We start from the raw sequence: 20804 nt of genomic DNA on the forward strand, positions 1-20804 counted from the left end.
ACCCCCAGGGAAACGTCCAAAACCCTGACAATCCGGCGTTTATGCGTCCCCAATTAAGTGGGACGTCAGCGCTAGACCTGGCCGGGAAAAAGCCATAACAGGCCGGCCGTCATGACCAAGTAGCGCAGGAATTTGCCAATAGCCATGTAGGCCACGCACGGCCAGAACGGCAACCGCAGCCAGCCAGCCACCGCACACAGCGGATCGCCCACGGCCGGCAGCCAAGACAGCAGCAACGCGGGCGGCCCCATCCGATGGATCCAGTCATGGGCGCGGTGGTGCCAGCGGCCGCGCATGCGGCGCTCGGCCGAGGCATGGGGATGGTGCTCCTTCCAGCGCTCGACGGCTTTTTCCGCGCCCAGGCCCATGGCGTAGCTGATGGCCCCTCCCACGGTATTGCCGGCGGTCGCCACCAGGATGGCGGGCCAGAACATGTCCGGCGACAGCTTGAGGTAGCCGAACACCGCCGGCTCGGAGCCTAGCGGCAGCAGCGTGGCGGAGACCAGCGACACAACGAAAATGGCGGGCAGGCCCACCGAGGGCAGCGCCAGCAGGCCCAACAGCCAGTGGACCGCGGATAAGAGGCTTTCTTCCATGATGGCTGCGAGTGTAGCCGCGCCCGCCGCCCTCCCCGCGCGCGTCCGGTCCATGGCGAAAGCGCCGGCACCCCATCGGCGGCCGCGGCTTTCCCTGCAATAATCGCGATCACGCCATGCTGGCGCGCGCCTGCCGCGCCGCCCACTTTTCCGCTCCTACCCCAGCGCAGTCCATGTCCACCGATTATCTGAAACGCATCCTGACCTCCAAGGTCTACGACGTCGCGGTCGAATCGCCGCTCGAAGCCGCGCCGCTGCTGTCGCAGCGCGTGGCGAACACGATCCTGCTCAAGCGCGAGGACACCCAGGCCGTCTTCAGCTTCAAGCTGCGCGGGGCTTACAACAAGATGGCCAACCTGGCCCCGGCCGCGCGCAACCGCGGTGTCATCGCGGCCTCGGCCGGCAACCACGCCCAGGGCGTGGCGCTGGCGGCTTCGCGGCTCGGCTGCCGCGCGGTCATCGTCATGCCCACCACCAGCCCGCAGGTCAAGATCGACGCGGTGCGCCGCCTTGGCGGTGAAGTCGTGCTGGCCGGCGAGAGCTTCTCCGATGCCTACGCCCACGCGCAAACGCTGGAAAAGAAGGAAAAGCTGACCTTCGTGCATCCCTTCGACGATCCCGACGTGATCGCCGGCCAGGGCACCGTGGGCATGGAGATCCTGCGCCAGCACCCCGGCCCGATCGACGCCATCTTCGTGGCGATCGGCGGCGGCGGCCTGATCGCCGGCGTGGCCGCCTACATCAAGCAGTTGCGCCCCGAGATCAAGATCATCGGTGTGCAGACCGAGGATTCCGACGCCATGCTGCGCAGCGTGCGCGCCGGACGCCGGGTGCAGTTGAACGACGTCGGGCTGTTCTCCGACGGCACCGCCGTCAAGCTGGTGGGCGCCGAAACCTTCAGGCTCACCCGCAAGTACGTGGATGATTTCGTGGTGGTGGACACCGATTCGATCTGCGCCGCCATCAAGGACGTGTTCCAGGACACCCGCAGCGTGCTGGAGCCCGCCGGCGCCATGGCCGTGGCCGGGGCCAAGCAATACGCCGCCGAGCACAAGCTCAAGGACAAGACGCTGGTCGCCATCGCCTGCGGCGCCAACATGAACTTCGACCGCCTGCGCTTCGTGGCCGAACGCGCCGAGGTCGGTGAAATGCGCGAAGCCGTCTTCGCCGTCACCATGCCGGAACAGCGCGGCAGCTTCCGCCGCTTCTGCGAGCTGGTCGGCGAACGCAGCGTGACCGAATTCAACTACCGCATCTCCGATTCGGACCGCGCCCACGTGTTCGTCGGCCTGCAGGTGTCGTCGCCGGCCGAGCCCGCGAAGATCGCCAACCACTTCCGCCGCCACGGCTTCGACACGCTCGACCTGACCCACGACGAAATGGCCAAGACCCACTTGCGCCACATGGTCGGCGGGCGCTCGGCGCAGGCGCGCGACGAACTGCTCTACCGCTTCGAATTCCCGGAGCGCCCGGGCGCGCTGATGCGTTTCCTGAACGCCATGAACCCGGACTGGAACATCAGCCTGTTCCACTACCGCAACCAGGGCGCCGACTACGGCCGCATCCTGATCGGCATCCAGGTGCCGCCGGCCGACAAGAAACAGTTCCGCCACTTCGTGGCCGATCTCGGCTATCCGCACTGGAACGAGACCGACAACCCGGCCTACAAGCTGTTCCTGTAAGCCCGCGGCGCAAAACGAGAGGGCCTCCATACGGAGGCCCTGCCCTTCTTTGCTCAAGACCCGCCCGGCCGCGACCGGTAGGGGGGGTTCGCTGTCACTCGGCGGCTCACGGAGATGTGCCGCGCATTCAGCAAGACGCGGCCAGGCCGGGTCTGTCGCTTAGAACCGGTGACGCACACCCACGGCGAACGCGGTGTCGCGCGCATCGCGCTGGAACGCGTAGTTGTCGCCGTAAGAAGCATAGGCGTACAGGTTGGTGCGCTTGGTGAAGTCGTACGTATAGCCCAGGCTGTAGACGTTGAACGTCGCGTCGTCGCCGGTGAGCTTGTCATTGTTCGGCGTGGCGCGCTGCCAGGAACCGAACACCGCGTGACGGCCCAGCGGCACGGTGGCGCCGATCATGTAGGAGTTGGCGCGGAAGCCGTCGGCCAGTTTGAACGTGCCCAGCTTCTGCATGCCGTCCGGCGTAGTGCCCATGTTCTGGCCGATGAACCAGCCGTCGCGGGTCTGGCTGAACGCCGCCGCCACCTTCACCACCTCGAAATCGTAGGTGCCGCCGATGATGTATTCCTGGATGCGCGAGCTGGACTTGCCGCCCGTGGTGTCGTTGGACGGATTGAAGCGGTCGTAGGCGGCGGCCAGGTTCAACGGGCCGTTCACGTATTGCACGCCCGCGGTCAGGACGCGGTTGTTGTTGCCGGTGGCGAAGCCCTTCTGCTTGTCGTCGGTGACGCTGTCATCGGCGCTGAACGAATAGCCCACGCCCACCTTGAAGCCGTCCATGCTCGGGGTCTGGTACAGCACCATGTTGTCCAGGCGCATGGTGTTGGCGCTGCTGAACGTGGTACCCAGGTTGGCGGTGTTGTAGCTGGTCGAGAACGGGTCGATCGAGCCGAAGTACTTCGACGCCAGGTTGGTCTGACGGCCGAATTCCAGGCGGCCCCACGAGTCACTGTCCAGGCCCACCGTGGCCTGGCGACCCCAGAGACGGCCGCTCTGCAACGACTGGCCGTTCATGGGACCGAAGCCGCCCTCCAGGTTGAATACGGCACGCAGGCCGTCACCCAGGTCTTCGGTGCCGCGCAGGCCGAAGCGCGAGCCGCTGCTCACGCCCTGCACGCCGCCGAGTCGGCTTTGCGAATTGCCGTTGAATTTCACCTGCTCGTAACCGATGCCGGCGTCGATCAGGCCGTAGAGCGTCACGGAGTCGGCAGCGTGCGCGGCACCGGCAAAGCCGGTCAGCAGCGCAACAGCCAATAGCGTCTTCTTCATAAATGTCCCCAAAATGGCGAGATAAAGGCATTTCCGCAGCCACGCGGCAAAGCCGCCGCGCCCTGCGCGCCGCGGCCAGAAGAGCGCGCGGCGTCTGCACTGAATCTAGTGTCGGCCCAGGAACAATTTGAAGTAATCCGGATTTCGACGAACAACTTTCCATGGGTGGGATAATGCCCGCCACATGAAGCGCGAGGCCCGCGCGAAGGCGCTTTAACGCCTTGATATCAAATGTGAATTCTTGCTCGCAATTGCGGCGCCGGGCGTCAGGTCCGGCGCCGCGGCCACGGCCGTGCCGACATCACCTGTTGTGCCGGCCGTACAGTTTTGCGGCATTGACGCCACAGGCCGCGCGGTCCGGCGCGCCGCCAGCTCCTGCAAAAAACCCCTTGGCGAGCAAGGGGTTGTGCGTGTGCCTGACGGTCGTTCAGCGGGTTTGGGGCGGATAGTCCAGCTCGCCAAAGGTGTATTCGCCATTGGCCTTGGCCCGGGCCAGTTCTTCGCGCACCTGCTCGCGGGTCTTGCCGGCGGCGCGCGGCGCGGCGGCGGGCGGCGGGTAATCCAATTCGCCGGAAGTGACCTGGCCGGCCGCCTGGGCGGCTTGCAGTTCCTGGCGCACTTGCTCGCGCGTCAGGCTGGTCTGCGGGGCGATGGCGGGCGGGTAGTCCAGTTCGCCGAAGGTGACCTGGCCTGCGGCCTTGGCCGCCTGCAGTTCCTGGCGCACCTGTTCGCGGGTCTTGCCATCGGCGTGGGCGGCGGACATGCCCGCCAGGGTCGCGGTAACCATAAGTGCTGTAGCGAGGGCTTTCATTGTGATGACTCCATCCTAAACCTGGCACACCGTCCGCGGCCAGGGCGGCAGCGGCAATGTGACAATTCGATTGCTGAGATGAAGTATCTGGCGATCAGGACTCAGTAAAAACCCTTATTTTGGTGAACATATTTGCATAGCCGGGACAATCGCAAGACGTATCGGCAATAGCGGGGCGCACTTGGCGGAGAGGCGGGATTTGCTTGTCCCGGCTAAATAGACATTTCCACTGTCGGGACAATAAATCCACTTATCATATGACCTTGCCAGAAATGGAAATTTGATTTGAGGGCCTCATGGATATCCAGCTTAACGACATCGCGCTTTTCGTCGAGGTCGCCAAGCGCAAGAACTTCAGCCACGCCGCCGAAGCCTTGAATATTCCGACATCCACACTCTCGCGCCGCGTCAGCGAACTCGAGCGCAGCGTGGGCATGCGGCTGCTGAACCGCAGCACGCGCAAGATCGACCTGACCGAGGCCGGCGCCATCTACTTCGAGCGCTGCCGCCACATCGTCGAAGAGGCTCGCATCGCCCACGACCAGTTGCTGGACATGGCGGTGCAGCCCAAGGGCCGCCTGCGCATTTCGCTGCCGACGAGCCTGGCGCAATTGTTCCTGCCCGCCGTGATCCGCGAGTTCCGCGAACAGCACCCCGATATCGAGTGCGATTTCGATCTGAGCATGCGGCCGATCGACCCCATCAGCAATCCGTTCGACCTGATCCTGCGCTTCGGCCAGCAACCCGACTCCAGCCTGATCTCGCGCAAGATCGTGCTGATGGCACACCAGTTGTACGCCTCGCCCGACTACCTGGCGCGCCACGGCGAGCCGCGCGTGCCGGCAGACCTGAGCCACCACGAATGCCTGCGCCCGACCATGCGCGACGAATCCTCCTTCTGGATGCTGCATTCGGGCGACAAGGTCGAACGGGTGCAGGTGTCGGGACGGCTGTCCGCCAACAACGTCGGCATGCTCGGCCGTCTGGCCGGGCAAGGCCTGGGGATTACGCCGCTGCTGGTGTTCGACGCAATGGAACGGGCCATCCAGCAGGCCGGACTGGTGCGCGTGCTGCCCGATTGGAGCCTGACGCCCCTGCCCCTGTTCGCGCTGCTGCCATCGCGCATGCTGCCGGCCAAGACCAAGGCGTTCCTGGACTTCATCCAGCCCCGGTTATCCGACGCCTGAGCGCGGGAACGCCGCGGGCTTACACCGACGCGCTGTCGTACTGACAGACGGTGTACAGCGGCGTGCCAGTGGCCGCGATCTTGGCCGAACCGCCCAGCTCGGGCAGATCGATGATGGCGGCCGCCTCGACCACATTTGCGCCCAGGCGCTGCAGCAGCTTGATGGCCGCCAGCATCGTGCCGCCGGTGGCGATCAGGTCGTCGACCAGCAGCACGCGCTGTCCGGTGCGCACCGAATCGGTATGCATCTCGACGGCCGCATTGCCATATTCCAGCGAATATTCCTCGGCCACCGTGCGGTACGGCAACTTGCCCTTCTTGCGCACCGGCACGAAGCCCAGGTTCAACTCATAGGCCAGCACACTGCCGATGATGAAGCCGCGCGCGTCAACGCCCGCGACCAGATCCAGGCGCTGGCGCATGTAGCGGTAAACGAAGAGATCGATCAATACCCGGAACGCGCGTGGATCCTGCAGCACTGGCGTGATGTCACGAAAAATGACACCGGGTTGGGGCCAGTCTGGAACGCTGCGGATGGTGCGCCGGATGTACTCGGCGTTGTCGGTCTGCATGGAAGACGGCCCTGGAGAATTGAAGCAAGGCGAACTATAACCGCGCCACCGCGCTTAAGCCAGGATTGCCACGGGCGATGACATGTCATGCAGTTGTCCACCGCGCAGCATGCAACAGCGGTCCACCGCGCCGGCCGGCAAGGCCGCGTGCGTGGCCAGCACCACCGTGCGTCCGCGCACCGCCTGCCCCAGGTCAGCCAGGAATGCCGCCTCGGCCGCCGCATCCAGCCCGGCGGTAGGCTCGTCCAGCACGATGACCGCAGCCGGTGACAACAGCGCGCGCGCCAGGCAGAGACGGCGGGCCTGGCCCGCCGACAACAGCGACCCCGTTTCGCCGGCCCAGGTGTCCAGGCCATCCGGCAGGCCGCGCACGAATTCGCCCAGGCGGGCCGCGTCGAGCGCGCGCCACAGCGCCGCATCATCGGCTTGCGGATCGCCGATAAGCAGATTGGTGCGCAGCGTGCCCAGGAAAACTGGCGCATCCTGCGACAACAGCGCGATACGCCGATGCCAGTCCGCCTGCGCGCAAGCGCGGGCATCGACCCCGGCATAGCGTACCTGTCCGGCCAGCGGATCCTCCAGGCGCAGCAGCAGGTGCAGCAAGGTGGACTTGCCGACGCCGCTCGGCCCCAGGATCGCCACCCGCTCACCCGGCGCCACGCGCAGATGCACCTGGCGCAGCAAGGGCTCCGGCGGCGCCGAAGCGCGCGCCGGGTAGGCAAAATCCACGCCCACCAGTTCCAGCGCGCCATGCTGCGGCAAGGGGCTGGGCACGGCCGGATCGCGCATATCGGGGTCGCACTGCGTCACGTCGCGGATGCGCGCGGCGGCCGACAGGGCCGAGCCCATGCGCGAGGCCCCGCGCATGATGGGACCGGCCACTTCGAAGATGCCGATCACCGCCAGCAGCAGCCCCACCAGCAGCGGTCCCGCCAACGCGCCCGCTTCGTACTGGCCCAGGCCAAACCAGAGCATCCCCAGTACCGACGCGCCAGCCGCCGCCTGCAGGAACCACTGGCCCCTGGCCGCCACGCGCGCCTGGCTGCCGCGCGCCTGCGCGCTGGCCTCGCACAAGCGCTCGAAATGCGCATGGGTCTGGGCCTGGGCGTGCAGCGCCACCATGTCGGCATGGCCATCGACCGCATCCAGCGCGGCCGCCCGCAGCCCGGCCGCGCTCTCCTGTGCGGCCGCGCCGGGCTTGCGCGCGGCGCGCAGCAGCCAAAACGGCACCAGCACGCAGGCGCACAACAGGGCCAGCACGAAAACCAGCGCCGCCGCCGGCACCCAATATCCCAGCACCGCCGTCAAGGCCGCGCCGGCCAACAAGGCGGTGGCCAAAGGCGCCAGCACGAACAGGAAGACCGTGTCCAACGCGTCGACGTCGCCCGTCATGCGCGCCACCAGGTCGCCGCTGCGATAGCGCGCCAGCTGGCGCGGCGTCAGCCGTATCAGGGCCGAGAACACCACCGCGCGCAGGTCCGCCAATAGCCGCAAGGTGGCGGCATGGCCCACCACGCGGTCGGCGTAGCGCGACACGATCCGCAGGAATGACAGGCCGCGCACCAGCGCGGACGGCGCGAACAGGTTGAAGGCGGCGCCGGCGCCAGCCAGCGCCGCGCCCGTCAGGAACCAGCCCGACACGCCCAGCAGGCCCACGCCCGCCGCCACGGTCGCCAGGGCGCCGCAAAGGGCGAGCAGCAATCCCCCTTTGCGGCGCGCGTACAAGGGCAGCAGCAACAACAGATTCTTCATGCGTCTTTCACTTTTGCATCGGCCACGCGCAACACCCGCTGGAAGCGCGCCGCGACTGCGGGCGAGTGGGTGGCCAGCAGCAGCGTGCGGCCGGCGGCGAACGCCAGGATCTCGTCCAGCACACGCGCCTGCGTTGCCTCGTCCAGATGGGCGGTGGGCTCGTCCAACAGGATCAGTCCCGGATCGCGCAGGAACAGCCGCGCCAGGGCGACACGCTGCGCCTGACCGCCGGACAAACCGTGACCGCGACTACCCAGCGGCGTATCCAACCCTTGCGGCAGACCGGCAGCGAACTCCAGCACACAGGCGCGGCGGGCGGCCTCGCGCACGGCCTCGTCGGAAGCGTCCGGACGGCCCAGCCGGATGTTGTCGGCGATCGATCCGGCCAGCAATTGTGGCCGCTGGCCGATCAACGCCACCCGCGCGCGCAGGGCGGCTTCGTCCCACTGGCCCAGCGCTACCCCATCGATGGTGATGTCTCCCTGGGCGGTACGCAGACGCGCGATCGCCTCGATCAGGGTCGTCTTGCCTACGCCGCTGGGGCCCATCAGCGCCACATGCTCGCCCGGCGCCAAGGCCAGACTGGCCTCGGCCAATACGGGTTGCGGGCGACCGGGAGCGCGCATGGTCAAGCCCGCCACCGCCAGGTTCACGCCGCCGGTGGCGCAAGCCTGCGCCGCCCCGGTCACGGGCGCGTCAATCGCTTCCTGCGGCAGGCCGTCGAACAGCTTGGCGATCTGCGAGACCGCGGCCAGCGCCGCGGCCCGGTCGTGATAGTGCGCCGCGAACTGGCGCAGCGGCGCATAGACTTCCGGCGCCATCAGCAGGCAGAACAGGCCGGCCTGCAATGTGAACGGCGACCAGCGCAAGTCGAGAAAACCCAGATAGCTCAGGCCGATATACACCGCCACTCCAGCCACCCCCAGCGCGGCGAAGAACTCCAGCACCGCCGACGACAGGAAGGCGATGCGCAGCACGGACAGGGTCCGCTGGCGCAACGCGTCACTGGCGGCGGCGACCGAGGCCGCCTCGGCTTCGGCGCGTCCATATAGTTTCAGGGTGGACAGGCCGCGCAAGCGGTCGGCGAAAAATCCCGACAGGCGCGCGAAGGCCTGCAGATGACGGCGGCTGGCGCCCTGGGCGCCCCAGCCCACCAGGGCCATGAACAACGGAATCAGCGGCGCGGTGATCAACAGCACCAGTCCCGCGACCACGTCCACCGGCAACAGCAATACAGAGAAGGCCACGGGCAGCAGCGCCGCCGCGGCCATGGTCGGCAGATATTTGGAAAAAAAGCCGTCGAGCGCCTCGACCTGATCCACCAGCGCGCTGGCGATTTCGCCGGAAGCCTGCCTGCGGCTCCAGTCCGGCCCCTTATGCAGCAGGCGCGCGAACAAGGCCTGGCGCACATGGCGCTTGATACGCTCGGCGGCATCCGCCCCGGCGCGCTCGCCGGCCCAGGTGATGCAGGCGCGCGCCAGCATCAGCGCGGCGATGGCCAGGATCTGGCCGAGCAGCTCCTGGCGCGGCACCTGCCGCACGATGGCGGCATCCAGCACGCTGGCCAGCAGCCACGCCTGGACCACCAGCAGCGCGCCCGCCAGCAGCGGCGCCGCGCCCGCCAGCATCAGCGGCAGCCGGGCCGCCCCGGCCAGCGCCCGCAGCCAGCGCGACTGTTCGCGCGGTGGCTTGCCCAGGCTGGCCGAGGGATCATGCTCCAGGCTGCTGGCGGGGCCGCTCACTCGTCGCTGCGGCTGGCGCGCGGGTCATGCGAGTGACCTTCGCGCAGCTCGAACCACATTGCATTGAGGATGGCGAACGCACACGCCAGTCCCAGGCCGAGTATCCATGAGAAATACCACATGGTGAAGGCTCCTTTGTCAGTACGAGTTGGGCGTGTCGCCCACGGATGCGTGGGTCACCTTGCCGCGCATGACGCGGTACACCCAGGCGGTGTACACCGTCACGATGGGCAGGAAGACGACCACGGCGATCACCATGATCCACAACGTCAAGTGGCTGGACGAGGCATCCCAGACCGTCAGGCCGGCCTGCGGGTTGCTCGACGACGGCATCAGGAACGGGAACAGCGAGAAGCCGACCGTCAGGATGACGCCGGCGATCGAGACCGCCGAGGCCAGGAACGACAGCACGTTGGCACGCAGCGTCAACAGCAGCAGCACCAGCACGGCGCCGGCCACGCCCAGCGCGGGCGCGATCCACATCAGCGGCCACTTGGCATAGTTGGCCATCCAGGCGCCGGCCTGCACGGCGACACTCTTGAGCATCGGATCCGACGGCCCCTGCGCGTCCACGGCGCTGGTGATGACATGGCCGTCCAAGGCCGTCACCCAGAAGCCGCCCGCGACGAACAGCACCAGCGTCAGCAATGCGCACAGGCGGCCCCAATTGCGGGCCCGCGACGACACCGGATCCTCGGTGCGCCAGGCCAGCAGCACGGCGCCGTGCATCGCCAGCATCACCACGCTGAGCACGCCGCACAGCAACGCGAATGGCGTGAACAGCTGGTAGAAATGGCCCTGGTACACCATGCGCAGCGCGTTTTCGTCAAAGGTGAACGGCACGCCCAGGATGATGTTGCCCACGGCCACGCCGAACACCAGCGAAGCCACCACGCCCGAGAAGCACAGAACGCCGTCCCAGCTGTTGCGCCAGCGCGAGCCTTCCATCTTGCTGCGGTACTTGAAGCCGACCGGGCGCAGGATCAATGCGATCAACGCCAGCATCATCGCCAGATAGAAGCCCGAGAAGGACGCGGCATACAACAGCGGCCAGGCGGCGAAGATGGCGCCGCCCGCGGTGATCAGCCACACCTGGTTGCCTTCCCAGACCGGGCCGACGACGTTGATCACGACGCGGCGTTCAGCGTCGGTCTTGGCGACCACCGGCAACAGCGCGGCCACGCCCAGATCGAACCCGTCCATGATGGCGAAGCCGATCAGCAACGCGCCAAGCAGCACCCACCAGACCACCCGCAAGGTGGCGTAGTCGAAAGGAATAAGGGTATCCATTGCTTCTCTCCCCTCAGGCGCGCACGGCGGCGTGGACTGGATCGGCGGCGGCGCTGGCGGGCGCCGGCGTGTCGGACTTAGGGCCCTTCCTCACGGCATGCAGCATCACCTTCACGCCGATGATCAGCAGTGTCGTGTACAGCACCAGGAAGATCGCCAGGCTGATGGCCAGGTCGGCGACCGTCAGGCCCGAGGCCGCGTAGTACGTCGGCAGCACGCCCTCGATCACCCAGGGCTGGCGGCCATACTCGGCGACGAACCAGCCGCTCTCGATGGCGATCCATGGCATCGGCAGACTCCACAGCGCCACCTTCAGCAGGCCGCGACGGCCGTCCAGGCGGCCACGCGAGGCCAGCCAGAACGCCACGCCGAAGAACAGGATCAGGTACATGCCCACGGCCACCATGACGCGGAACGCCCAGAACAGCGGTGCCACGTTCGGCACGGTATCCACCGCCGCCTTCTTGATGTCGTCCTCGGTGACCTTGCTCATGTCGGGCTGGTAGCGCTTGACCAGCAGCGCGTAGCCGAGATCGGGCCACGTGCGATCGAACACCATGCGCGCGTCGACGTCCTTGGGATTGGCGCGGATCTTCTGCAAGGCGTCGTACGCCACCATGCCATCGCGGATACGGTTCTCGGCGCGCAGGATCAGGTCGTTGATCCCCAGCAGCGGCGTGGTCAGCGACCGCGTGCCGATGATACCCATGACGTAGGGAATCTCGATGGCGAAGTCGTTCTTGCGTTCCGCCTGGTTGGGCAGCGCGATCAGGTTGAAGGACGCGGGCGCCGGCTCGGTATGCCACATGGATTCCATGGCCGCGATCTTCATCTTCTGGTGTTCAGTCGTGAGATAGCCGCTCTCGTCGCCCAGCACCACCACGGACAGGGCCGAGGCCAGGCCAAAGCTGGCGGCCACCGCCATCGAGCGCTTGGCCAGGTCGGTGTGGCGGCCCTTGAGCAAGTACCAGGCGCTGATCGACATGACGAACATGGCGCCGGCCACATAGCCCGCGCTGACCGTGTGCACGAACTTGGCCTGCGCCACCGGGTTGAAGATGACCGCGGCGAAGTCGGTCATTTCCATGCGCATGGTGTCCGGGTTGAACACCGCGCCCACCGGGTTCTGCATCCAGCCGTTGGCGATCAGGATCCACAGCGCCGAGAAGTTGGTGCCGAACGCCACCAGCCAGGTCACCACCAGGTGGCTGACCTTGGACATGCGGTTCCAGCCGAAGAAGAACAGGCCGACGAAGGTGGCTTCCAGGAAGAAGGCCATCAGCCCTTCGAGCGCCAGCGGCGCGCCGAAGATGTCGCCCACGTAGTGGCTGTAGTACGACCAGTTCATGCCGAACTGGAACTCCATGACCACGCCCGTGGCCACGCCCAGTGCGAAGTTGATGCCGAACAGGGTGCCCCAGAACATGGTCATCCGCTTCCAGATGGGGCGGCCAGTCATGACGTACACGCTTTCCATGATGGCCAGGATGAACGACAGGCCAAGCGTGAGAGGGACGAAGAGGAAGTGGTAAAGCGCGGTCGCGGCAAACTGGAATCGCGACAGGTTGACGACGTCGAGATCAATCATGGGAGCGCTCCCAGGCAAGTGAGTGGCCACAGCAACCGGCATGGTGCCCAGACCGTCTCTGGCGCCATGATAAGGGCGTTGTATACAGCTTCATAGAGGTTTCCTGAAAAATTCGGGACAGATCGGCGATCAGCCTTTGCCCCGCAACTTGCCGGCGAAGCCCAGCACCTTCTGCACTTTCGAACCCAGTTTCATCAGGTTCTGCAGGGTTTCCGGCGGCAGACGTTGAACCTCATCGAACCATCCGGTGGACAGTTCGATGAGCTCCAGCATTTCGGTCATGCGCTGTTGCGCGTAGGCGCCATCGGGCCCGGCCGGGGGCTCGAGCAGGGTGTCGCGCAGCAGGGTCAGGGTAGGATCGATTTCGCGCTTGCGCTTCTCTTCCATCAGGATGCGGAAGATCTCCCAGACATCCTTGGGGGTCTCGAAGTAGTCGCGGCGGTCGCCGACCTGGTGCACCAGCTTCACCAGCCGCCAGGACTGCAATTCCTTCAGGCCCAGGCTGACGTTGGAGCGGGAAAAGCCCAGTGTTTCGGCGATGTCCTCGGCCGGCAGGGGCTCGGGCGCCAGGAACAGCAGGGCGTAGATCTGGCCGACGGTGCGATTGACGCCCCAACGGCTGCCCATTTCGCCAAAGTGCAGGACGAAACGTTCGGTTTGAGGGGTAAGCACCATGATCAATCCAGGCCCGCTAAAGCATCGACGGCAAAAAATAGTTACGCTGATTTCAGAAATTCCTGAAATTATCGAACAAACTGTGCGAAAACACAAACCACACCCGCAATAGGGGTATAGCCGCAAGCGATGACAATTCCGGCGTTCCAGCCGCGCAATCAGTCCTGGTCCGTTGCGTGCAAACGACGAAAAAACACCCGCCGGCAGGCGGGTGGTTTGGAGGCCGGTGGGCTACCGGGGCGTCGCGGCCCGGGCCGGCGTGCGCGTCAGCCGGCCTTGACGGTCACGGCGGCGGACACGCGCTTGGCCTTGGCGCGCGCGGCGGCCACGTCTTCGGCGACCGCCAGTCCCACGCCCATGCGGCGCTTGACGAAGGATTCGGGCTTGCCGAACAGGCGGATGTCGGTGCCGGGTTCGGCCAGCGCCTGCGCCACGTTATGGAACGACACGGCCTTGGCATCGACCCCGCCGTAGATGACGCTGCTGGCGCCGGGCTGGCGCAGCGCGGTATCCACCGGCAGGCCCAGCAGGGCACGGGCATGCAGCTCGAACTCGTTCTGGGCTTGGGTGATCATGGTGACCATGCCGGTATCGTGCGGGCGCGGGCTGACTTCCGAGAACCAGACCTGGTCGCCGGCCACGAACAACTCGACGCCGAAGATGCCCAGCCCGCCCAGCTCGGCGGTGACCGCCAGCGCGATCTCGCGGGCCCGCTCCAGCGCGGCGGGCGACATCGGGTGCGGTTGCCAGCTTTCGACGTAATCGCCGTCGACCTGCTTGTGGCCGATCGGCTCGCAATAGTGTGTCTCGACCTGGCCGTCGGCGCCGCGCGCGCGCACGGTCAGCAGGGTGATTTCGTAATCGAAGCGGATGAAACCCTCGACGATGGCGCGGCCGCCCCCCACCCGGCCGCCTTCCTGGGCGTAGCGCCAGGCCGAGGCCACGTCGTCCGCGGTCTTGATCACGGACTGGCCCTTGCCCGATGAGGACATGACCGGCTTGATGACGCAGGGATACCCGATGCCGGCGTCGATAGCCTGGCGCAGTTCGTCCTCGGTATCGACAAAGGCGTAGGGCGAGGTGGGCAGGCCCAGGGTCTCGGCCGCCAGGCGCCGGATGCCTTCGCGGTTCATGGTCAGTTGCGCCGCCCGGGCAGTCGGCGTGACCCGCGCCACGCCGGCCGCCTCCAGTTCCACCAGCAAACCGGTGGCAATGGCCTCGATTTCGGGGACAATAACGTGCGGCCGCTCCTCGCGGATGAGCTTTTCCAGCGCCGCCGGGTCGGTCATCGACACGACATGCGCGCGATGCGCCACCTGGTGGCCCGGCGCGTCGGCATATCGATCCACCGCTATGACCTCTACGCCCAGCCGCTGCAGGGCAATGATGACCTCTTTGCCCAATTCGCCCGAGCCTAGCAGCATGACTCGGGTGGCCAGGGGGGACAGGGGCGTGCCAAGGACGGGGCTGGGAATGCTGGACATGGAGCGGGCCTGGAAAGGAAAGATTGATAGCCGGATGAAAGAGCCGCCAGGATGCCATACCCCCCAGCCCGGGGCAAACCCGCAACCTGATATTAAAATCCCCTGATGACCGACCATCCCACCACATCGTCCGAGACCGCGCTGGCATCCGCCCGCAGGACGCTGCAAATCGAAAGCCAGGGCATCCTGGACCTGTCCGCGCGGCTGGACGACGGCTTCGCGCGGGTCGTCGCCATGCTGCTGGCCTGCCGCGGCCGGGTGGTGGTCAGCGGCATCGGCAAGACCGGCCATATCGCCCGCAAGATCGCCGCGACCCTGGCCTCGACCGGCACGCCCGCCTTCTTCATGCATGCCGCCGAAGCGGTGCATGGCGACCTGGGCATGATTACCCGCGACGACGTCCTGATCGCCATTTCGTACTCGGGCTCCGGCCAGGAACTCCTCACCATCCTGCCGGTGGCGCGCCGCATGGGCGCCGGCCTGGTGGCCATTACCGGCAACCCGCAGTCCGAACTGGCCCAGCAGGCCGACGTCCACCTGGATGCCAGCGTGTCCCAGGAAGCCTGCCCGCTGAACCTCGCGCCCACCGCCAGCACCACCACCGCGCTGGCCCTGGGCGACGCGCTGGCCGTGGCCTGCCTGGAAGCGCGTGGCTTCGGCCCGCAGGACTTCGCCCGCTCGCATCCCGGCGGCGCGCTCGGCCGCCGCCTGCTGACCCATGTGCGCAACGTCATGCGCGAGGGCGACGCCCTGCCTGTGGTGGCGCTGGGCACGCCGGTCTCGCAGGCGCTCGAAGTCATGTCCGCCAAGGGCATGGGCATGACCGTGGTCTGCGATCCGCGCCGCCGCCCGGTGGGCATCTTCACCGACGGCGACCTGCGCCGCCTGATCGCACGCTACGGCGACATCCGCAGCCTGACGGTCGAGGCCGGCATGACGCGCTCGCCGCGCAGCATCAACCCGGACGCGCTGGCCGTCGAGGCCGCCCGCCAGATGGACGAACTGCGGCTCAATCACATGCTGGTGCTGGACGCCGATGGCGCCCTGCTCGGCGCCCTGCACATGCACGACCTGATGGCTGCCAAAGTGGTATGACTATGACCCTTCCTTCCTCGATCACCCACCCCGCCGAAGCACTGGTCCTGGCCCGCATCGCGCCGGCCATCCGCGAACGCGCCGCCGCCGTGCGCCTGATGGTCTTCGACGTGGACGGCGTGCTGACCGACGGCGGCTTGTACTATGGCGAAACCGGTGAAGTGCAGAAGCGCTTCCATTCGCTGGACGGCCACGGCCTGCGCCTGCTGATGGAAGGCGGCCTGAAGGTCGCCCTGATGACCGGCCGCTCCGGCCCCATCGTGGCGCGCCGCGCCGCCGAACTGGGGATTTCCGAGGTCATGCAGGGCGTGCGCGACAAAGGCGCGGCCCTGGCCGAACTTGCGCAGCGCAGCGCGGTCCAACTGAACCAGACCGGCTACATGGGCGATGACATCATCGACCTGCCGGCCATGCAACGCGCAGGCTTCGCCGCCAGCGTGCCGAATGCCCCGGGCTACGTCAGCCAGGCGGCCCACTGGATCGCCACGCACCCCGGCGGCAACGGCGCGGTGCGCGAATGCTGCGACCTGCTGCTGGCGTCCCAGGGCCGGCTGGGCAGTTTCCTGGCCGCGCCGGGGCTGCTCGGCCCGGGCGCCATCCAGTAAGCGCCGCCACCCTACCCAGACCCGATGAAAGACCGTTTTCCTTCCCTCATCGCGCTGTTCCTGCTGCTGGTGCTCGTCGCCAGCACGTACTGGGCCGCCGATTACGCGCAGCGCGCCATCCAGACGGATCCGCCGCGCCGCGTCACGCACGAAATGGACGCCTGGTCGCGCAATTTCGTGATGCTGCGCACCGATGCCACCGGCCGTCCCATCAACCGGCTGGAAGGCGAATACGCCGAGCACTTTCCCGACGACGACTCCTATCACATCACCCAGCCGCGGGCCATCGGCCAGCGCGAGGCCAGCCCGATCACCGTGGGCGTGTCCAAGACGGCCGTCATGGAACAAGGCGGCAAGCGCATCATCATGAACGGCGACGCCCATGTGCACCGCCAGCCCGACGCCAACAACGACGTCCTGGACGTGCGCAGCCAGCAACTGATCCTGCTGCCCGACGACGACGTGGTCTACACCGACCTGCCCGCCGAGGTCATCAAGGGCCGCTCGCGCATGAACGGAAAGGGCATGCGTTACAACAACAAGACACGCCAATTGCAGGTATCGGCCGCCACCGACGTGCAAATCGCCGGCACGGAAAACAAGTCGCGCCGCCCCGCCGAAACGCCTGCCAACTCCTCTGACCAGAAAAAACCATGACCGACCTCCGGATTCGCATTGCCCCCACCACGCGCCTGCTGGGCGCGGTGCTGCTGATGGCATCGGCGATGGCGCCGGCGCTCGCGGCCGATCCCCAGCCGGCCGCCGGCGCGAGCAAGGCCGCGCCCGCCGAGGAGCCCACCACCACGATCCTGTCGGATACGCTGCACTACGACGACGTCAAGAAGCAAAGCGTGTTCACCGGCAACGTCAACATGACGCGCGGCCTGATGACGCTGACCTCCGACACGCTGGAAATGCACGAGGACGCGGCCGGCAACCAGTACGGCACCGCCACCGCCAACAAGGGCAAGGTGGTGACCATCCGCCAGGAACGCCCGGAGAACTTCGAACTGATCGAAGGCAAAGGCCTGCGCGCCGAATATGACGGCACCAAGAGCACCTTCGACCTGATCGGCCAGGCGGTGGTGGTGCGGTATGTCTGTGGCAAGCCTTTCGACACCATCCGTGGCGACCGCGTGCGCTACAACGAGAAGAGCGGCACCTACGAAGCCCAGGGCGGCCCGAACTCGTCGGCCGCCGGCGGCCGGGTGCGCTCGGTGGCCGAACCGCGCGCCAAGGCCGACGCCGCCATCGCCGAGTGCCGCAAGCAACAAGCATCGAAGAAGGGGCGCTGAAGCGCCTCCCACGCCACCCATACGCAGCCACGATGAACCAACCTTCAGTGCAGAGTCCCGTGACCTCCGCCCCTTCGGGCGTCAAGCAGGGCAGCCTGCGCGCAACCGGCTTGCGCAAGACCTATAACGGCCGCACGGTGGTGCAGGACGTGTCCCTGTCCGTCTCCAGCGGCGAAGTGGTCGGCCTGCTCGGCCCCAATGGCGCCGGCAAGACCACCAGCTTCTACATGATCGTCGGCCTGGTGCCGGCCGACGCCGGACGCATCGAGATCGACGGTTCGGTCATTACCGCCATGCCGATCCACAAGCGCGCCCGCATGGGGCTGTCGTACCTGCCCCAGGACGCCTCGGTGTTCCGGCGCCTGACAGTCGAGCAGAACATCCGCGCGGTGCTTGAGCTGCAACTGGGACCGGACGGCCGCGCGCTGTCCACGCCCAAAATCAATGAACAAATGGAGCTGCTGCTCGAAGAGCTGCAGATCGGCCATATCCGCAGCAACGCCGCCATTTCGCTGTCGGGCGGCGAACGCCGCCGCGTCGAAATCGCGCGCGCCCTGGCCACCAGCCCGCGCTTCATCCTTCTGGACGAACCGTTCGCCGGGGTCGACCCCATCGCCGTGATCGAGATCCAGCGCATCGTGCGCTTCCTGAAGGGCCGCGGCATCGGCGTGCTGATCACCGACCACAACGTGCGCGAGACGCTGGGCATCTGCGACCGCGCCTACATCATCAGCGAAGGCAAGGTGCTGACCGACGGTCATCCCGACGAAATCGTCGGCGATCCGGCCGTGCGGCGCGTCTACCTGGGCGAACACTTCCGCATGTACCCCCCCCCGGATTGGGGAAACTCCCAGGGCCCCCACGCGGGGCCCGGGCGCGCCCCTGGGCGGCCGCCATGAAAATGCCATGAACTTGCGCTAGGTCAGCTTGTTTTATCGGCCCGAGTCTATACACTAGTATCAAACGAACCTCTCAAACAAGGAGAACGCCTAACGACCCCAACCGCGCCTTCCGCGCAACGTTTTTTCCTCTTTTAGAAGGAGAGCACACTATGAACCTGAGCATCTGCGGTCGTCACCTCGACGTCACCCCGGCCATCCGGGAATATGTCATGAACAAACTGGCGCGAGTGCTGCGGCATTTCGATCACGTCATCGATACCCAGGTCATGCTCTCAGTAGAGCCCCTGCGGCACAGAGCCGAAATCACCATGCGTCTTAGCGGCAAGGACATTCATTGTGAGGCAACCGATGAAAATCTCTACGCAGCGATAGACCTTCTTGCTGACAAAGTCGACCGTCAGGTCATCAAGCACAAGGACAAGGTAAGAAGCCACTCGGCAGAGTCCGTGAAGCGGCAAGCGGCGAGCCTTTCGCCAACCCAGTAACACCGCGCTTCATGTCCCGCTCGCCGTGCGAGCCCAGAAACAGCGATTCCTGAATCCTGCCTAAGTCCCGGTGTCCCGCTAGACGCACAGTCCAGCCGGGGCATCGGCAAACACCCCGCTTTGTCCCCCATAGCCCCGGCCCCTGCCGCGCGGCGACACGCAAACCCCGAATTCCCCTGTTCCCGGCGACGCCATATCGCGCCGGTATACCTGCCTACGCACGAAGAATGCCCACAATCGGGCACTATCGGTCTATGCTGTCGCTCTCGTGCCGGGAGCGGCGGACTGATCCAGGAGGGTGCGGACCGCCAGGCAGCGCCTCCGACCGGAGCTTTTTGCAGTGCATCATATAACCCTATAATGATCCGATGAATCATTTGTCGCGCATCCTTCCCGCCGGCAACGTCGTCCTCGATATGCTCGCCACGAGCAAGAAGCGCGCGTTCGAACAGGCCGGCCTCCTCTTTGAAAACAACCACGGCCTGGCGCGCGCGCTCGTGTTCGACAGCCTGTTTGCACGGGAACGCCTGGGCTCGACCGCATTGGGACAAGGCGTGGCGGTGCCGCATGGCCGCGTCAAGGGCCTGGAGCAGGCGCTGGCCGCCTTCATCCGGTTGGCGCAGCCGATCGCCTTCGACGCGCCGGACGGCCAGCCCTTCTCGATGCTGCTTTGTCTGCTGGTGCCCGAGACCGCCACCCAACAACACCTGGACATCCTGGCCGAACTGGCGCAACTCATGTCCAACAAGGCCCTGCGCGAGGCCCTGGCCACCGAGCCCGACCCGGCCGTCGTGCACAAGATGCTGACCACCGGCCAACTCTGACCCCTCGCGGAAACGCTGCCATGCTTACGGTGCAGGAACTCGTCGACGACAACGCCGACAAAATCCCCTTCAACTGGATTTCCGGCCAGGGCGCCGCGGACCGCGCGATTCCCGATGACGGCATGGCGGCCGCCGACCTGGTGGGCCACCTGAACCTGATCCACCCGTCGCGCATCCAGGTGTTTGGCCAGGAAGAACTGGCGTACTACACCCGCTTCGACCTGCGCCGCCGCATGCACCACATGGACGAGCTGCTGATCGGCGGCGTGCCGGCCATCCTGCTGGCCGATGGCCTGACGCCGCCGCAAGACCTGGTGGACCAATGCGACCAGCATCAGGTGCCGCTGCTGTCCACCCCGGTGGCGGCGGCGCAGCTGATCGACCTGCTGCGCATCTACCTGGGCAAGAAGCTCGCGCCCACCACCACGGTGCACGGCGTGTTCCTGGACGTGCTCGGCCTGGGCGTGCTGATCACCGGCGAGTCCGGCCTGGGCAAGAGCGAACTGGCGCTGGAACTGATCTCGCGCGGCCACGGCCTGGTGGCCGATGACGCGGTCGAGTTCTCGCGCACCGCGCCCAACATGATCGAAGGCCACTGCCCGCAACTGCTGCAGAACCTGCTGGAAGTGCGCGGCCTGGGCCTGCTCGACATCCGCACCATCTTCGGCGAGACCTCGGTGCGCCGCAAGATGCGCCTGAAGCTGATCGTGCACCTGGTGCGCGCGACCGCGCAGGACAAATTCGAACGCCTGCCGCTGCAGGACATCACCCAGGACATGCTGGGCCTGCCGGTGCGCAAGGTCATGCTGCAGGTAGCCGCCGGCCGCAACCTGGCGGTGCTGGTCGAAGCCGCCGTGCGCAATACCATCCTGAAGCTGCGCGGCATCGACACCCTGGGCGAGTTCATGGAGCGCCAGGCGATGGCGATCCTGCAAAGCAGCAAGTGAA

The 20804-nt window shown here is 66.5% G+C and carries 20 protein-coding genes and 1 pseudogene; 10 read left to right on the forward strand and 11 right to left on the reverse strand.

Going from position 1 to position 20804, the window contains the following annotated elements:
* Nucleotides 1-71: 71 nt before the first annotated feature.
* Nucleotides 72-596 carry a YqaA family protein gene (locus tag HV701_RS09675; RefSeq protein WP_175132855.1) on the reverse strand — a complete coding sequence of 175 codons (525 nt, stop codon included), beginning with the start codon at nucleotides 594-596 and terminating at the stop codon, nucleotides 72-74.
* 116 nt (nucleotides 597-712) lie between these two features.
* Between HV701_RS09675 and ilvA the strand changes: the two genes are divergently transcribed.
* Nucleotides 713-2278 (forward strand): threonine ammonia-lyase, biosynthetic, encoded by a 1566-nt coding sequence (gene ilvA, locus HV701_RS09680; RefSeq protein ID WP_175132856.1) that lies wholly within the window; start codon nucleotides 713-715, stop codon nucleotides 2276-2278.
* Between the two features lie 159 nt (nucleotides 2279-2437).
* Here the strand turns inward: ilvA and HV701_RS09685 are convergent, their stop codons facing one another.
* Both HV701_RS09685 and HV701_RS09690 read right to left on the reverse strand, forming a co-directional pair.
* The gene (locus tag HV701_RS09685; protein WP_175132857.1) at nucleotides 2438-3550 is read right to left on the reverse strand and encodes a porin; all 1113 of its coding nucleotides are present in this window, start codon (nucleotides 3548-3550) and stop codon (nucleotides 2438-2440) included.
* A gap of 427 nt (nucleotides 3551-3977) precedes the next feature.
* Nucleotides 3978-4361 carry a DUF4148 domain-containing protein gene (locus HV701_RS09690; RefSeq protein ID WP_175132858.1) on the reverse strand — a complete coding sequence of 128 codons (384 nt, stop codon included), beginning with the start codon at nucleotides 4359-4361 and terminating at the stop codon, nucleotides 3978-3980.
* A 296-nt stretch (nucleotides 4362-4657) separates the two neighbouring features.
* Between HV701_RS09690 and HV701_RS09695 the strand changes: the two genes are divergently transcribed.
* Nucleotides 4658-5548 (forward strand): LysR family transcriptional regulator, encoded by an 891-nt coding sequence (locus HV701_RS09695; protein ID WP_049076849.1) that lies wholly within the window; start codon nucleotides 4658-4660, stop codon nucleotides 5546-5548.
* 19 nt (nucleotides 5549-5567) lie between these two features.
* Here the strand turns inward: HV701_RS09695 and HV701_RS09700 are convergent, their stop codons facing one another.
* The 8 genes from HV701_RS09700 to purT form a co-directional block, all read right to left on the reverse strand.
* The gene (locus tag HV701_RS09700) at nucleotides 5568-6119 is read right to left on the reverse strand and encodes an adenine phosphoribosyltransferase (RefSeq protein WP_006391794.1); all 552 of its coding nucleotides are present in this window, start codon (nucleotides 6117-6119) and stop codon (nucleotides 5568-5570) included.
* 54 nt (nucleotides 6120-6173) lie between these two features.
* A complete protein-coding gene (gene cydC, locus HV701_RS09705; RefSeq protein WP_175132859.1) occupies nucleotides 6174-7871 on the reverse strand; it encodes a thiol reductant ABC exporter subunit CydC in 1698 nt (565 codons plus the stop codon).
* Complete coding sequence (gene cydD / locus HV701_RS09710) at nucleotides 7868-9613, reverse strand: thiol reductant ABC exporter subunit CydD (protein WP_175132860.1); 1746 nt, start codon at nucleotides 9611-9613, stop codon at nucleotides 7868-7870. The genes cydC and cydD overlap by 4 nt, the downstream gene beginning before the upstream one ends.
* Nucleotides 9610-9735, reverse strand: a complete 126-nt coding sequence (cydX, locus tag HV701_RS09715; RefSeq protein WP_006224717.1) for a cytochrome bd-I oxidase subunit CydX — start codon at nucleotides 9733-9735, stop codon at nucleotides 9610-9612. The genes cydD and cydX overlap by 4 nt, the downstream gene beginning before the upstream one ends.
* Nucleotides 9736-9751: 16 nt before the next feature.
* Nucleotides 9752-10903 carry a cytochrome d ubiquinol oxidase subunit II gene (gene cydB / locus HV701_RS09720; protein WP_175132861.1) on the reverse strand — a complete coding sequence of 384 codons (1152 nt, stop codon included), beginning with the start codon at nucleotides 10901-10903 and terminating at the stop codon, nucleotides 9752-9754.
* 13 nt (nucleotides 10904-10916) lie between these two features.
* Entirely contained in the window at nucleotides 10917-12491 is a 1575-nt protein-coding gene (locus tag HV701_RS09725) for a cytochrome ubiquinol oxidase subunit I (RefSeq protein ID WP_175132862.1), read from the reverse strand.
* A gap of 129 nt (nucleotides 12492-12620) precedes the next feature.
* Nucleotides 12621-13166, reverse strand: a complete 546-nt coding sequence (locus tag HV701_RS09730) for a GbsR/MarR family transcriptional regulator (RefSeq protein WP_175132863.1) — start codon at nucleotides 13164-13166, stop codon at nucleotides 12621-12623.
* Nucleotides 13167-13432: 266 nt separating this feature from the next.
* On the reverse strand, nucleotides 13433-14650 hold the full coding sequence (gene purT / locus HV701_RS09735) for a formate-dependent phosphoribosylglycinamide formyltransferase (protein WP_175132864.1): 1218 nt from the start codon (nucleotides 14648-14650) through the stop codon (nucleotides 13433-13435).
* A 105-nt stretch (nucleotides 14651-14755) separates the two neighbouring features.
* On the opposite strand from purT, the gene HV701_RS09740 reads away from it, so the two are divergent.
* The 8 genes and pseudogenes from HV701_RS09740 (at nucleotide 14756) to hprK (ending at nucleotide 20803) form a co-directional block, all read left to right on the forward strand.
* Complete coding sequence (locus tag HV701_RS09740) at nucleotides 14756-15745, forward strand: KpsF/GutQ family sugar-phosphate isomerase (RefSeq protein ID WP_175132865.1); 990 nt, start codon at nucleotides 14756-14758, stop codon at nucleotides 15743-15745.
* A 2-nt stretch (nucleotides 15746-15747) separates the two neighbouring features.
* Complete coding sequence (locus tag HV701_RS09745) at nucleotides 15748-16350, forward strand: KdsC family phosphatase (RefSeq protein WP_419761598.1); 603 nt, start codon at nucleotides 15748-15750, stop codon at nucleotides 16348-16350.
* A 24-nt stretch (nucleotides 16351-16374) separates the two neighbouring features.
* Nucleotides 16375-17007, forward strand: coding sequence for an LPS export ABC transporter periplasmic protein LptC (lptC, locus tag HV701_RS09750; protein WP_175132867.1), 633 nt, complete (start codon nucleotides 16375-16377; stop codon nucleotides 17005-17007).
* Nucleotides 17004-17645: a lipopolysaccharide transport periplasmic protein LptA gene (lptA, locus tag HV701_RS09755; protein WP_175132868.1), complete on the forward strand. Its 642-nt coding sequence runs from the start codon at nucleotides 17004-17006 to the stop codon at nucleotides 17643-17645. Before lptC ends, lptA begins: the two co-directional genes overlap by 4 nt.
* A 32-nt stretch (nucleotides 17646-17677) precedes the next feature.
* Nucleotides 17678-18469: pseudogene (lptB, locus tag HV701_RS09760) on the forward strand (LPS export ABC transporter ATP-binding protein); the annotation flags it as partial.
* Between the two features lie 227 nt (nucleotides 18470-18696).
* Nucleotides 18697-19032, forward strand: a complete 336-nt coding sequence (gene hpf / locus HV701_RS09765) for a ribosome hibernation-promoting factor, HPF/YfiA family (RefSeq protein WP_006389882.1) — start codon at nucleotides 18697-18699, stop codon at nucleotides 19030-19032.
* A gap of 368 nt (nucleotides 19033-19400) precedes the next feature.
* Nucleotides 19401-19856, forward strand: a complete 456-nt coding sequence (locus HV701_RS09770) for a PTS sugar transporter subunit IIA (RefSeq protein WP_175132869.1) — start codon at nucleotides 19401-19403, stop codon at nucleotides 19854-19856.
* A gap of 20 nt (nucleotides 19857-19876) precedes the next feature.
* Complete coding sequence (hprK, locus tag HV701_RS09775; protein ID WP_006216298.1) at nucleotides 19877-20803, forward strand: HPr(Ser) kinase/phosphatase; 927 nt, start codon at nucleotides 19877-19879, stop codon at nucleotides 20801-20803.
* The last annotated feature ends 1 nt before the right edge of the window (nucleotide 20804 follow it).

The sequence above is a fragment of the Achromobacter pulmonis genome, from assembly GCF_902859765.1.
Taxonomy (GTDB): domain Bacteria; phylum Pseudomonadota; class Gammaproteobacteria; order Burkholderiales; family Burkholderiaceae_B; genus Achromobacter; species Achromobacter pulmonis.

Coding starts and splice junctions, on each gene's coding strand:
- HV701_RS09675 (WP_175132855.1), bottom strand. CDS start 596: ATGGAAGAAAGCCTCTTATCCGCGGTCCACTGGCTGTTGGGCCTGCTG.
- ilvA (WP_175132856.1), top strand. CDS start 713: ATGCTGGCGCGCGCCTGCCGCGCCGCCCACTTTTCCGCTCCTACCCCA.
- HV701_RS09685 (WP_175132857.1), bottom strand. CDS start 3,550: ATGAAGAAGACGCTATTGGCTGTTGCGCTGCTGACCGGCTTTGCCGGT.
- HV701_RS09690 (WP_175132858.1), bottom strand. CDS start 4,361: ATGAAAGCCCTCGCTACAGCACTTATGGTTACCGCGACCCTGGCGGGC.
- HV701_RS09695 (WP_049076849.1), top strand. CDS start 4,658: ATGGATATCCAGCTTAACGACATCGCGCTTTTCGTCGAGGTCGCCAAG.
- HV701_RS09700 (WP_006391794.1), bottom strand. CDS start 6,119: ATGCAGACCGACAACGCCGAGTACATCCGGCGCACCATCCGCAGCGTT.
- cydC (WP_175132859.1), bottom strand. CDS start 7,871: ATGAAGAATCTGTTGTTGCTGCTGCCCTTGTACGCGCGCCGCAAAGGG.
- cydX (WP_006224717.1), bottom strand. CDS start 9,735: ATGTGGTATTTCTCATGGATACTCGGCCTGGGACTGGCGTGTGCGTTC.
- cydB (WP_175132861.1), bottom strand. CDS start 10,903: ATGGATACCCTTATTCCTTTCGACTACGCCACCTTGCGGGTGGTCTGG.
- HV701_RS09725 (WP_175132862.1), bottom strand. CDS start 12,491: ATGATTGATCTCGACGTCGTCAACCTGTCGCGATTCCAGTTTGCCGCG.
- HV701_RS09730 (WP_175132863.1), bottom strand. CDS start 13,166: ATGGTGCTTACCCCTCAAACCGAACGTTTCGTCCTGCACTTTGGCGAA.
- purT (WP_175132864.1), bottom strand. CDS start 14,650: ATGTCCAGCATTCCCAGCCCCGTCCTTGGCACGCCCCTGTCCCCCCTG.
- HV701_RS09740 (WP_175132865.1), top strand. CDS start 14,756: ATGACCGACCATCCCACCACATCGTCCGAGACCGCGCTGGCATCCGCC.
- HV701_RS09745 (WP_419761598.1), top strand. CDS start 15,748: ATGACCCTTCCTTCCTCGATCACCCACCCCGCCGAAGCACTGGTCCTG.
- lptC (WP_175132867.1), top strand. CDS start 16,375: ATGAAAGACCGTTTTCCTTCCCTCATCGCGCTGTTCCTGCTGCTGGTG.
- lptA (WP_175132868.1), top strand. CDS start 17,004: ATGACCGACCTCCGGATTCGCATTGCCCCCACCACGCGCCTGCTGGGC.
- hpf (WP_006389882.1), top strand. CDS start 18,697: ATGAACCTGAGCATCTGCGGTCGTCACCTCGACGTCACCCCGGCCATC.
- HV701_RS09770 (WP_175132869.1), top strand. CDS start 19,401: ATGAATCATTTGTCGCGCATCCTTCCCGCCGGCAACGTCGTCCTCGAT.
- hprK (WP_006216298.1), top strand. CDS start 19,877: ATGCTTACGGTGCAGGAACTCGTCGACGACAACGCCGACAAAATCCCC.